Origin of the sequence: Arcobacter denitrificans (SeqCode) (genome assembly GCF_048571185.1) — a bacterium.
GTDB classification, from domain to species: domain Bacteria; phylum Campylobacterota; class Campylobacteria; order Campylobacterales; family Arcobacteraceae; genus Arcobacter; species Arcobacter denitrificans.
The window spans coordinates 1,047,675-1,059,684 of sequence record NZ_CP182350.1; the positions used below are offsets into that span (position 1 = coordinate 1,047,675).

At 28.1% G+C, this 12,010-nt stretch carries 13 protein-coding genes; 3 read left to right on the forward strand and 10 right to left on the reverse strand.

The window, feature by feature from the left end; translation table 11 throughout:
* Nucleotides 1-255: a hypothetical protein gene (locus ACNI28_RS05250; RefSeq protein WP_419766169.1), complete on the forward strand. Its 255-nt coding sequence runs from the start codon at nucleotides 1-3 to the stop codon at nucleotides 253-255.
* Between the two features lie 10 nt (nucleotides 256-265).
* On the opposite strand, the gene mltA is transcribed toward ACNI28_RS05250, so the two are convergent.
* The 7 genes from mltA to ACNI28_RS05285 all read right to left on the reverse strand — a co-directional run bounded on the left by mltA (nucleotide 266) and on the right by ACNI28_RS05285 (nucleotide 8,428).
* Nucleotides 266-1,354 carry a murein transglycosylase A gene (mltA, locus tag ACNI28_RS05255; RefSeq protein WP_419766171.1) on the reverse strand — a complete coding sequence of 363 codons (1,089 nt, stop codon included), beginning with the start codon at nucleotides 1,352-1,354 and terminating at the stop codon, nucleotides 266-268.
* A 62-nt stretch (nucleotides 1,355-1,416) separates the two neighbouring features.
* Nucleotides 1,417-1,698 (reverse strand): hypothetical protein, encoded by a 282-nt coding sequence (locus ACNI28_RS05260; protein ID WP_419766172.1) that lies wholly within the window; start codon nucleotides 1,696-1,698, stop codon nucleotides 1,417-1,419.
* A gap of 11 nt (nucleotides 1,699-1,709) precedes the next feature.
* Nucleotides 1,710-3,599, reverse strand: coding sequence for a molecular chaperone DnaK (dnaK, locus tag ACNI28_RS05265; protein WP_419766173.1), 1,890 nt, complete (start codon nucleotides 3,597-3,599; stop codon nucleotides 1,710-1,712).
* 177 nt (nucleotides 3,600-3,776) lie between these two features.
* On the reverse strand, nucleotides 3,777-4,379 hold the full coding sequence (grpE, locus tag ACNI28_RS05270; protein ID WP_419766174.1) for a nucleotide exchange factor GrpE: 603 nt from the start codon (nucleotides 4,377-4,379) through the stop codon (nucleotides 3,777-3,779).
* Nucleotides 4,380-4,389: 10 nt separating this feature from the next.
* Complete coding sequence (locus ACNI28_RS05275) at nucleotides 4,390-5,208, reverse strand: heat-shock protein (RefSeq protein ID WP_419766175.1); 819 nt, start codon at nucleotides 5,206-5,208, stop codon at nucleotides 4,390-4,392.
* Between the two features lie 718 nt (nucleotides 5,209-5,926).
* The gene (locus ACNI28_RS05280) at nucleotides 5,927-6,778 is read right to left on the reverse strand and encodes an HNH endonuclease family protein (RefSeq protein WP_419766176.1); all 852 of its coding nucleotides are present in this window, start codon (nucleotides 6,776-6,778) and stop codon (nucleotides 5,927-5,929) included.
* A gap of 84 nt (nucleotides 6,779-6,862) precedes the next feature.
* Nucleotides 6,863-8,428, reverse strand: a complete 1,566-nt coding sequence (locus tag ACNI28_RS05285) for an AAA family ATPase (RefSeq protein WP_419766177.1) — start codon at nucleotides 8,426-8,428, stop codon at nucleotides 6,863-6,865.
* A gap of 142 nt (nucleotides 8,429-8,570) precedes the next feature.
* On the opposite strand from ACNI28_RS05285, the gene ACNI28_RS05290 reads away from it, so the two are divergent.
* Together ACNI28_RS05290 and ACNI28_RS05295 are read left to right on the forward strand one after the other, a co-directional pair.
* Nucleotides 8,571-9,020 (forward strand): helix-turn-helix domain-containing protein, encoded by a 450-nt coding sequence (locus tag ACNI28_RS05290; protein ID WP_419766178.1) that lies wholly within the window; start codon nucleotides 8,571-8,573, stop codon nucleotides 9,018-9,020.
* Nucleotides 9,010-9,681, forward strand: coding sequence for a nucleotidyl transferase AbiEii/AbiGii toxin family protein (locus ACNI28_RS05295; protein ID WP_419766179.1), 672 nt, complete (start codon nucleotides 9,010-9,012; stop codon nucleotides 9,679-9,681). Before ACNI28_RS05290 ends, ACNI28_RS05295 begins: the two co-directional genes overlap by 11 nt.
* Here the strand turns inward: ACNI28_RS05295 and ACNI28_RS05300 are convergent.
* From ACNI28_RS05300 to ACNI28_RS05310, 3 genes are all read right to left on the reverse strand, one after another.
* Nucleotides 9,678-10,046 carry a hypothetical protein gene (locus ACNI28_RS05300; protein WP_419766180.1) on the reverse strand — a complete coding sequence of 123 codons (369 nt, stop codon included), beginning with the start codon at nucleotides 10,044-10,046 and terminating at the stop codon, nucleotides 9,678-9,680. The genes ACNI28_RS05295 and ACNI28_RS05300 overlap by 4 nt on opposite strands.
* Nucleotides 10,043-11,191, reverse strand: a complete 1,149-nt coding sequence (locus ACNI28_RS05305) for an MFS transporter (protein ID WP_419766181.1) — start codon at nucleotides 11,189-11,191, stop codon at nucleotides 10,043-10,045. Before ACNI28_RS05305 ends, ACNI28_RS05300 begins: the two co-directional genes overlap by 4 nt.
* Nucleotides 11,192-11,266: 75 nt before the next feature.
* On the reverse strand, nucleotides 11,267-11,983 hold the full coding sequence (locus tag ACNI28_RS05310; protein WP_419766182.1) for a response regulator transcription factor: 717 nt from the start codon (nucleotides 11,981-11,983) through the stop codon (nucleotides 11,267-11,269).
* Nucleotides 11,984-12,010: the final 27 nt, after the last annotated feature.

Below are 12,010 nucleotides of genomic sequence, written 5' to 3' on the forward strand. Positions count from 1 at the left end.
ATGCATACAATTAAAGTAGAACACGTTTGCGGTTGTTTTAAAAGAAGTGATTTAGAAAATAACGTACAAATGGCAAATAAAGATGACGCTTTAGCAAAAGCAATGTCAATGGCAACAACTATGAATGAAGATTTCTGTGGTAAACATGATTTTCAACTTGTTGAAGATAACAATAACTTTGTAATCTCATTTAAACAAGAAGCCCCAACAAACACTACAAGCGGATGCTGTGGTGGCGGATGCGGAACACACTAAAGTTTAAACTTTAGTTGGGAACTAAAATATATAGTTCCCCCGCTTCCTTCATTCTTCCTGCATAATGTGCAGCTTCTTTTGCAAATCCCCAGAAAAAATCAGCTCTAATTTCTCCTTTAATAGCTCCACCTGTATCAGCTGCAACCATTAATTGATTTATCTCTTCATTTGTTACTGGATTTTTTGTATTTATAAATACTGGCATTCCAAGTTGAATATATCTGGTATCTACAGCCAAGTTTCTCTCAGGGATTAGCTCAACTCCTAAACTTCCAGTTGCCCCTTGAGATCTTTTCTCAAAGAAAATATAACTAGGGTTTATGTTTAATACTTCATCTACTTTTTTGGGATGGTCTTCAAACCACTTTTTCATACCTTGCATAGAAGCACTATAGCTAGTTTTACTACCAATATAACCTTTATTTATCATATATTTTCCAACAGAGTTGTATCTTTGTCCATTTTGATTAGCATATCCAACATTTACAATATCACCATTTGATAATTGGACTTTCCCTGAACCTTGAATATGCAAAAAATATAGGTCTATTTTATTATCAACATACAATAAAATATCATCTTTTTGTTTTTTATCAATTGTTTTTCTTGACTCATAAGGTACAACTCTATTGCCTTCAAGTTTTCCTCTTAGAGTATACTTTCTTAAGGTAGGATAAATACTTCTTAAATCAATAGTAATCAAATCATTTGGAACTTTATAAACTGGATATTTAAATCTTTTTGTTTTTGTCAAACTTCCATATAACAAAGGTTCATAATAACCTGTAATAGTTCCCTTATCACTTCCATCTTTGTTATATAACTTATATGGTGTAAAGTTATTTTCAAAAAATGCTTTTGGATTTGTGGCAGATTTTGCTTTTAAACAAACCTCTTCAAAAGTCTCTCGTCTTGAACTTTTTGTACAAGCTTTTTTAAAAACATCTAAAGCAAAAGCTAAATCATCTTTTTCAAACTCTTTTATCTCATTGAAACTCACCTTTAGTAGGTTTGCTTTTGAATTATCAATCTTTTCAAACTTTGGTGAACATCCAGTAAATATTGCGATTATTATTGTAGTAAAAATAAAAAATTTCATAGTATTAATTCCTTTGATGAGATTCTAACACTTTTTAGTTAACAGCAATTTAATTATAAAATCTAATTAGAAGAATGAACCTCTTTTAGACCACAAGATTTGCAAGTATATTCAATCTCTTTTAATCCTGAACAGCCATGGTCTTTTAATAATCTTGCACTTATAATTTCGTGTTTGAATTTAGTATTTGTATTTGTGTCAAAAAACTCTTTTGCTTTTTCGTGGCAAGAGGGACATTGTCCACTATTTAGTTTTTTTAATCTGGAACTTTTGTTGTTTATATAAAGTAGAATTGAAAATACTACACCTAAAAAGAGTAGTAGTAAGAAAATAATTGTTTGCATGAAGTAGAGATTTACTCTACTTCAGCGTCAATAACGTCATCGTCATCTTTTTTAGCTTTTGCATCTGGTTTTGCTCCAGCACCTGCTTGGTCACCCTCTTTTTTATACATAGCTTCTGCTAATTTATGAGAAACTTCAGTTAAAGCTTTTACTTTTTCTTCAATTTGCTCTTTTGTAGCATTTTCATCTTTTAATAACTCTTCTAACTCAGCAGCAGCATCAACGATTGCTTTGCTTTCTTCTTCTGAAACTGCATCTGCATTTTCTTCTAAAGTTTTTTTAGTAGAGTGTAAAAGTCCATCAGCTTGATTTCTGATTTCAATTACTTCTTTTTTCTTAGCATCAGTCTCTTTATTTGCTTCTGCTTCTTGTACCATTTTTTCGATTTCTTCATCAGATAATCCAGATGAACCAGAAATAGTAATTTTATTTTCTTTACCAGTTCCTTTATCTTTAGCACTTACATTTAAAACACCATTTGCATCAATGTCAAATGTTACTTCGATTTGTGGTACACCTCTTGGAGCTGCTGGGATATCTGATAATTCAAACATACCTAAAGATTTGTTATCTCTTGCAAATTCTCTCTCACCTTGTCCTACATGAATAGAAACAGCAGGTTGATTATCATCAGCTGTTGAGAATACTTGAGATTTTTTAACAGGAATTGTTGTACCTTTTTCAATAAGTTTAGTCATAACTCCACCTAAAGTTTCAATACCAAGTGATAAAGGAGTAACATCTAGTAATAATACATCTTTAACATCCCCTTTTAATACACCAGCTTGAACAGCAGCACCAGCAGCAACTACTTCATCAGGGTTAACACCTTTATTTAAATCTTTTCCAAAGAACTCTTTAACAACAGAGTTTGCTTTTGGTAATCTAGTAGATCCACCAACCATGATAATTTCTTGAATTTCACCTTTATCTAAACCTGCATCTTTAAGTGCTGTTTTAATATGGTCTAATGTTTCAGTGATTAAATCTTCAGTCATAGACTCAAATTTTGCTCTTGTAAGTGATTTTACTAAGTGAACTGGTCCTGCATTTCCCATAGAGATAAATGGTAAGTTAATCTCTGTTGATTCAGCAGATGATAACTCTTTTTTAGCATTTTCAGCTGCATCTTTTAATCTTTGTAATGCCATTTTATCAGTTTTGATGTCAAAACCATTTTCATCTTTAAACTCTTTTGCTAACCAATCAATAATTCTGTTATCAAAGTCATCTCCACCTAAGAATGCATTACCATCAGTTGAAAGTACTTCAAATGTTCCATCACCAATCTCTAAAACAGTAACATCAAATGTACCACCACCTAAATCATATACAAGAACTTTTTCTTCACCTTTTTTATCTAAACCATAAGCTAAAGATGCTGCTGTTGGCTCATTAATAATTCTAAGTACATTAAGTCCTGCGATTGTTCCAGCTTCTTGAGTTGCTTTTCTTTGTGCATCATTAAAGTATGCAGGTACTGTAATAACTGCATCAGTTACAGCAGTTCCAAGATACTCTTCTGCATCAGTTTTTAATTTACCAAGAATTTTAGCTGAGATTTCTTGAGGTGTATAAACTTTTCCAGCAATTTCAACAGCTGCTGCTCCACTTCTATCTACGATTTTATATCCAACTTTTTCTTGTGCTTCTTTAGCATTTTCTTCATCCATCATAAGACCCATAATTCTTTTAATAGAATATATAGTTTTCTCTGGATTTGTAATCGCTTGTCTTTTAGCTGAATCACCAACTAAAACTTCACCTTTGTCTGTAAAAGCTACGATTGATGGAGTTGTATTTTTACCTTCTTTATTAGAGATAATTTTCGCTTCACCATTTTCGTAAACTGCCATACAAGAGTTTGTTGTTCCTAAATCTATTCCAATTACTTTACTCATTTTTTGTCCTTAATTTTATTTTATAAAATGAAGGGAACCTATCACTTTTTATGTTCTTTAGCGCTTGAAATAAATTCAAGCTAAGAGCCAATCCTAAAGCACATGCTGTTGCATGTGTTGATTCCCAATTCAATCATTTAACTTTATCAATAGTTTTTTGACATTGCGGTCAAAACTTTAGTTTGCGATGCTAACCATTGCTGGTCTTAAAAGTCTCTCTTTTAACATATACCCTTTTTGCATAACTTGCACTATTTCACCACTATCTTTTTCTTCACTATCTATTTTCATAATTGCATTGTGAAAGTTAGGGTCAAACTCACCATCAGTTTCTACAACAGTAATATTATGTTTTTCAAAAGCTGTATAGAAGTTCTTGATTGTAAGTTCTACACCCTCTTTTAGTTTTGCAAGTAACTCTTCAGTGCTAAGATTTGAAGCTGCTTCTTCTGCTGCTAGTGCCATCTCTAATGTATCAATTGGAGATAATAAATCTTTTGCAAATTTTTCACTTGCATAATCTATTGCATTGTATTTTTCTTTTTCAAGTCTTTTTTTGATATTTTCAAAATCAGCATGAACTCTTAAGTATTTCTCTTCTGCCTCTTTTAATTTAGCTTCTAATTCAACAACTTTATCTTCTGCACTCAACTCTTTTACTTCTTCAGGTGCAGTTTCTTCTTCATTACAACATGAAGACTCATCTTTACAACACTCTTCATTAGTCTCAACTTCTTGTTCTACTTCTTCATTATTTGTATTTTCTGTATCTTTACTCAAAATAACTCTCCTAATTCATACTTATTTTATTATAAAAGAATTCATAATCCTTTGACAGTTCTCCAACTACCAAAAGCTTAGACTCTTTGCTATTTATTACACAATCATGACAAATGCCAATGTATCCTTCTGGAACAATGGTGTCAAAATATATACTATTTTCGATGTTGTCAAAAATAGTTCCTTTTAAAAACTTTTCAATGGTCTCTTCATCATAATTAAATCTCAACACCAATGAAAAAAACTCTTTAGTATTGTAAATTCTCAAATCTCTATTTTTCAAAAATTGATTTACTGATTCATATACTTCTAAAGCACCAACTTGCTTAGAAATATTTACAATATGTACCAGCTCTAAACCTATCATATCACTTAAAAATCTATAAAGAGCATCTGAAAACTTTACAGTTACTGTAAAAGTTGAAAACTCTAAAATCATATATCGATTTTCTACGTTAAGTATATTTTTTAAAACATCGCTAGTTTGTTCTAATACAAATGCTGTCAATCCAACTTGAGAAGAATAATAATCAACTGCCTTTTCATCCACAAAATTAAGTTTAAAGTTTAACTTTGAACTCCAATATTGTCTCAATGCTTCAGTTGTAGGAGTTCTACCTGAACTCACATGTTCTTGAGCCAAATAGCCCTCATCACCTAACTTTTTAAAGTATCCTCTAATAGTCGCTGGTGAATATGTGATATCATACATACTTTTAAGCTGTGAAGAACCAATAGGTTCTAAATGCTCAATATATGCTTTGATAATAGATTGTAGTAAAAACTCTTTTTTGTCAATCATTTTCAACCAATTTTGTTTATTTAGCACTCATAATCTTAAACTGCTAAATAATTATACTCAATTGAGTGTTTATTTGTCAAGTACTTTTTGGCAATTCATTAACAAAAGTGCCAATTTGTTGTTTAGGGTTGATTTTGTGGGCTTTGTTTGAGTTTATTTTTGTAACATTTTTGAATAAATATTCTCTCTCTTGAAAAGCAAAGCTTTCCGCTTTCTCACTTTTTAGTTGTAAAAAGTAAGACAAAAAGCAACCAGACGAGTTGATGAAGGCAAAGCTCCCCTACAGTTATATATTTATTTCCTGCCCTGCAAAACTCGCTAAAGAGTGCATTTAGCACTCTTCTTAACGCTCAGACAGTTTCGGGCGTTACCGAAAATAAACATCTATCTTCCAGCTTCATCAAAGTCTGGGAAGAAAGAAAGTTCAAACTATCATTTGTAAAGTAACACAAGAAAAAATAAAAGACTAGACTAATCAAAAATGCAAATGTCCTTATCCCACCTTTAATTCCAACATTTGCAAAAGCCGAACGTTTATTTTTCTCTTTTCTAAACAAGATTGGCAACTGTTTGAGTGTTTAAAAGTTGCTAAATGCAAGTTTTAATAAACGAGTTTTGACAAGAAGAAAAGATAAAAATAATAAGAGAGGGAACCCAAAGGGCTTTGAAACTCTGTTGGTGGTTTTGCTTACTTTGTCCACACAAAGTAAGAGAAAGCAAAAACCTTTAGGTGTTTATGAAAAAACTATATTAAATCCAATTCTTCACTAATATCTTTTATAAGTTTAGAAAGTGGACGTTTATGTAAATCTTCCTCTTTTTTATAATTACCAAGTAAATACCTATAAACCTCATCTTCACTAAACCCAAAAGCTTTTAATTCTTCTATATAACTTTTAGGATAATATGCTTTTTTAATCAATAATTCTAAAACTATATCTTTATGCTGTTTATACAGTTCCTTTAATTTAAATGTTTTTATATTTTCATTTATAGATATAAAATCTATATCAAAACTATCAAAATCATATTTTAAACTTTCTACTTCTGTAAAGTTTATACTCTTTGGTTTATATGTTAGTTTATAATCAATTTTATTTACATCATAAGGATTAATCCAATCTATATTAAGCTTATCACTTTTTGTTTTATTACAAGTTTGACAAGATGGTATTAAATTAAAATAATTAATTGCAAGATATGGATAAACAGTTTTAGGATGAAAATGGTCAATTTCAGGTCTCAATTTTCCTTTTTTTACAACAAATATATAATTTCTATTACAATAGGGACAAGTTTTAATATTTAAATTTTCTACAAATGTATAAGCAGAGTAATTAGCAAAATTTTTACCATTTGTAAAATACTTCATATAACCATGTTCAACAAAAATATAAAACAATAATTTATATTCATCTGAATTCTTTGGATAATTTTCAAATTCATCGGTTATCTCTTTAAGAAATTTAGATTTTAATAACATTGTTAAATTTAGACTATTTATTAACGTAATTAATGTAGGAGTTAAGACTAAAAAAGTATAGTTTTCAAAAGTCCCATCACTTTTTTTTTTTTTTTGTAATCTTTTTATCAGCATTTAATTTGAGAATCAAATTAGTTAATTCTTTTCCAAGTATCTTAAAATGTTCTTCCAATAATCTAGAATTAAAATTTAATTTAATCATTTCTCTAACTCTGCTAATTCTTTTTTGAGTTGTTTGATTCTTTCTTCTTTTGATATTTTAAATTTTTCATCATACATTTTTGAAAGTTTCTCTTTTAAAAATGGTTCACCAATTATAGATATTAAATGTTTGTAATATTTTTGATTCTTTTTAGATACTTTTCGTTTTGAATTTAGTATTTTTATTACATCATTAATTTTATCTTTCGCAAACTCACCCATAAGCCCATCTTTCATAAAAAACCCATGAGAGAGTAAAGTATGAATATTTGCTCCGAAAGGATTTATGTCAACTTTATTTGTAGCATTAATACATTCTCCAGTTTTTCTATCTTTTTCTAAAAATATTACATTTTCTTTTGATAAATCTGAAAGGATAAATGGAGAATGACTAGATAAAATAAAATGATACTCCTTACCTATTCTTTTTAGTAAAGAATCTAATTCTTTAATATAGTTCTTTTGCCAGTTTGGATGTAAAGATATTTCAGGTTCATCAAATAAAAAAAGTAGATTATCATTTTTTGATATTTTTGAATTATAGTATATATTAAGCAAATGACCAAAAAGCATTTTTTCCCCATGACTTAAATCACTATATTTTCTTTTTTTATTATCACTAAAATCAAATTCAAAGAAATTTCTATATTTATCGAGATATATTTTTTTCTCTTTCTTTTTCAATTTATTAATATTCTCTTTTTTTTCACCGAAAGAATTCCCAGAAAAATCAAAATATTTATTAAAAGCTTCTTCTATAATAAGATTCTTATCATTTAATTTTTTAACAATATCTTCTTTTGATAAAGGGTAATCAATTCTTGATTCTATTTTTTCTAATAATTTTATTATTAGAAACTGATGATATTTATCATTGAGTGAATCGAAATATTCACATTGCTTAATTATTTCATTACTCATATTCTTTAGATAAGTTGAATCAGATTCATTATTACTCATAGGATATAATTTATTATTTGAAATTAATTCTTCAAATTTTTTATTAAAATCACATACTTTTATTATTAATGTAGTTGGCATATACATAAAAGAGGACAATTTAAACTCTTGATTTTCGTAATGACTATGCACTATCATTTTAGCAATGGAAAAATTATCTAATAATATTTGATTTTCTATATTTGACTCATCATTAAAATAATTATAGTAATCTAAAATATTTTCAATTTTTTTGCCACTTTTAAATGAATTATCATCTATACCATTAATAGATTTAACTTCATAAATTTTATTTTTTATTTTAAAAGCTAAAAAAAAATTCAAATGATGCTCATCATCTACAATTAAATTCCTATTTTTATTATATTCTATACGAAAAATTTCTGCTAAAAGCTTTAATATACTACTCTTTCCACTTCCATTTTCACCTACAATAGCAGTAACATTTATATTTGCTGGAAAGATGTTCATATAATCTTTTTTTTCATCAACAATCAATTTTTCTGTATCCTCATCGAATTTACAATTAAACCTAGGAGAAAAATTAAACTCCTGCTTTTGTATATTCTTATAACCCTCAACCCACAAATAAACCAATTCCATAATAACTCTTTAAATAAAATATTTATAAGTATGTTACAAGAATATAATTTAAAAGTTTCACCAATTAATTTATATCAAAATACAAATATTGACAAATAGGCGATATTCGCCTATAATAATAAAAAATAAATTTGAGATAACTATGACACAACAACAAATGAGCAAATTACTTGATATACCAGAACGAACTCTTAGAGATTGGAAATATGGAAGAAGTAGACTATATACTCTTCTTCAAAGTATAGAATATCAAGATGCAAAAGATAAAATCAATGTAGTTGATATAGATGATATTATAGAGTTTGAACCATCACAATATTCACAAAATATGTTTTGGCAAACTAAAGAGAAAAGTCAACAAAAAGTATATGCAATAATCTCAAACTATTTATCAACTATAAATATAAATGACATAAAAGAATTATGTAATCAGTTTGGCAAAAATATAGTTAGAACAGTTTTAAATGATAAGTACAAAAAAATGTATGCAAAAGGATATATTTCAACTAGCGGGATGGATATACCTTTAAGTGGTAAATATAATGATAACCCTACTTTTAAACAGCTTTTAGGAATGATAAATGACTTTTAACGTAATAAAAGTATTGGATAAAATCAAAGACTCTAGTATATTTCAAGATGAACTTTATTTCATAGGAGGAACAGCACTCTCATACTATCTCAATCATCGAGTTTCAGAAGACATAGATATAGTAAGCTCAAAAATATTGAATTATAAAAAAGTCGTATCAACAATGAACTTTTTAGGAGCTAAAAAGATTGAAGATGAAAATACAACAGCACTAAGACTCGCAGGATTATTTCCAAATGAATATATTTTAAAATTTATACTTGATGGAGTTAAAATAGAATTTTTTTATGCTAATCGTCCAATCCAAAAAGATATATTAAATAATTTAACATATACAAACTATGAAAACTCTACTCTTAAGATTTTAGATTTAAAATCAATAGCAAAATTAAAAATTGTTGCTTTGCTACAAAGAGATAAAGCAAGAGATTTATTTGATTTTTATTCCATATTAGAAAATAATGTACTTAGTTTATCAGAAATTGTATCTATCACTAAAAGCATTAAAGATATGGAATCAAAAGATAAAATTATTGATTTTATAACATCAAAGAAAGAATCAAGAAATGATGAGAGTGTTTATTTAAATGAATATGATAAAATAAATTTGATATATGATGAAATTAAAACAAATGCCATCTTAGCATTAAAAAAGATTTAATCTATTTCTTCAGGCACATCAATATCCCAAATAACACTAACCCCGTATTCCTGATTCAAACTAATATACTTCTGATAAGTAACCTTCTCTTTATACTTTTTCGAATGAAAAGTAACAACAACATCTTCTCCACTTAATAAAGCTCTCACTTCTCTTTGTTTCAAATACTTCCCATACTTTCGCAAAGAATTTTGCCAAATCTTAAAATCACAAGTTGCATCAGGGGTAAGTTCAAAGAGTTCTCCATCTTCGCTGTACCATTTGGCGTTGGAGCAAGCATAGAGCTCTACTTTTTTGCCATTTACCTCTTTTTTTCTTACCTCTATTTGTCCATCTTTACAATAGGGACATTTTCCTAGTATCAATTATACGCCTTAAATATTTTTCTGTTTAAATATACAAAAATAAAAATTATAAAAAGTAAAAGCATACATAGATATATAGTTTTATCCCAGCCGTATAGTTGATAGAACATTGGAGGAATTATTGAGCCAACTGTTCCACCTATGTAATAAAATGTTAGATACATACCAGACGTTAAAGATTTTTGTGATTCTTTTAGTGAATTTGCAATTCTAGTACTAACAGTATGAACTATAAACATCCCTAGACAAAAAAGAAATACATTTAAAAATATAATAAGAGGATTTTCTATTATATATAGTGTTGTTGAGATTAAAAAAATTGCAATACCAAATAAAATTGCTCTCATCTCTTTATTAAAGAAGTTTATTATTCTATGAATATATAAAGATACAACAATACCAACCCCATATCCTAAATACAATAGTCCTATTTGACTTTCACTTGTACTTGGGTCTAACTCTATTAATCTAAAGGGTAAGATATTTAGCACTCCAACAAAAACAAAAAATATAGAAAACATCAATAAGTATATAACTGTAAATCTTTTGTCTTTTAATATATATGTGATATCTTTTATTGTTGCTTTTGTTAAGTGTGCTTGAGCATCAAATCTTAATCTTGTAATTAAAAACAGCCCTATAATAGAAGCAAAAGATAAAGATAAAAAAACCATCTGCCAACCAAAAGTTGAAGCAATATACCCAGAAAATACTCTTCCAACCAATCCACCAAATACTGTAGATGCCACATAAATAGACATATTTAGTTTTACATTTACTTTATCAATATTTGCCAAAATGCTCATGGATGATGTTAATATTGCTGGAATTACCATAGCTTCTATTGTTCTTATTGTTAAAAACATCTCATATGAGCTTGAAAAAGCTAAGCAAGTATTTGTTATAGCTAAAATAACAGAAGCTACAAGAAGGACGCTTTTTGCATTTACCCGCTCTAAAATATATCCATAGATAATAGGTGCAATTGCTAAAAATAACATAATCACGGCTGTAAATTGTGAGGATTTTACTATGGATACATCAAACTCTTTTGCAAGGAGTGGTTGAAGTGGTTGGGTTGCGTACATTACAGATAATATAACTACAATATTGTATATGATTATTGAGAGTTCTTTTGTTTTCAATTTTATCCGATTTTAGTATAAATAAAAAAAGGTGAGAAAATATTCTCACCTTTTTAAAAGTTTTATAAATATAGATTACATATAAGGTAATTCTATAATATATCCATAACCTTTTTGAGAGATGATAAAATCATCATCAATGATTTTATCTTTTAATCTTTTCATTACCGTTCTAAAGGCAGAATCATTTGTTGATAAGTCTCCCCAAACATCTTCTTTAAATTTCTCAACAGAAACAACTTCTCCCAAGTTTTTAATTAAGACTTCTAAAATCTGAGACTCTTTTTTAGATAGTTTTACACTTAGACCATCTTTATATAACAGACTTCTGCTTCTATTATATGTATATGTATTATTTAGTGCTAGAGGCGAATCATCTTCTGTACTATCTTTTTTTGCACTTAGTAACTCTTCGTTTGCTTTTTGAAGCATATCCATCATATTGTCAACATTTAATGGTTTTACAAAGTATCCTAAAACTTTTAAGTTAATAAGTTTTAATAAATCTTCTTCATTTTTATGTGCAGAAACTATAATAAACTTTTGTTCTGGAACCAATTCCAAAATTTCATCAATCATTTCAATACCATCTTTGTTTGGCATCTTAATATCTGTTAAAACTAAATCAAAACATCTATTATCATTATAACTTTCTTTGTAAAAGTCAATTCCTTCTTGTCCATCACTTGCTACAACCACTTCATCAAAAATTGTATTTAAATAAAAAGATAGTGTTTTTCTAGCAACTTCTTCGTCTTCTACTAGTAAGACTCTAGTTGTATATGTACTCATATTAGAGCTCCTATATTTAATTCTTAT

Bases quoted from the DNA above. Each gene is read 5' to 3' on its own strand.
- ACNI28_RS05250 (WP_419766169.1), top strand. From the start codon at position 1: ATGCATACAATTAAAGTAGAACACGTTTGCGGTTGTTTTAAAAGAAGT.
- mltA (WP_419766171.1), bottom strand. From the start codon at position 1,354: ATGAAATTTTTTATTTTTACTACAATAATAATCGCAATATTTACTGGA.
- ACNI28_RS05260 (WP_419766172.1), bottom strand. From the start codon at position 1,698: ATGCAAACAATTATTTTCTTACTACTACTCTTTTTAGGTGTAGTATTT.
- dnaK (WP_419766173.1), bottom strand. From the start codon at position 3,599: ATGAGTAAAGTAATTGGAATAGATTTAGGAACAACAAACTCTTGTATG.
- ACNI28_RS05280 (WP_419766176.1), bottom strand. From the start codon at position 6,778: ATGCTGATAAAAAGATTACAAAAAAAAAAAAAAAGTGATGGGACTTTT.
- ACNI28_RS05285 (WP_419766177.1), bottom strand. From the start codon at position 8,428: ATGGAATTGGTTTATTTGTGGGTTGAGGGTTATAAGAATATACAAAAG.
- ACNI28_RS05290 (WP_419766178.1), top strand. From the start codon at position 8,571: ATGACACAACAACAAATGAGCAAATTACTTGATATACCAGAACGAACT.
- ACNI28_RS05295 (WP_419766179.1), top strand. From the start codon at position 9,010: ATGACTTTTAACGTAATAAAAGTATTGGATAAAATCAAAGACTCTAGT.
- ACNI28_RS05310 (WP_419766182.1), bottom strand. From the start codon at position 11,983: ATGAGTACATATACAACTAGAGTCTTACTAGTAGAAGACGAAGAAGTT.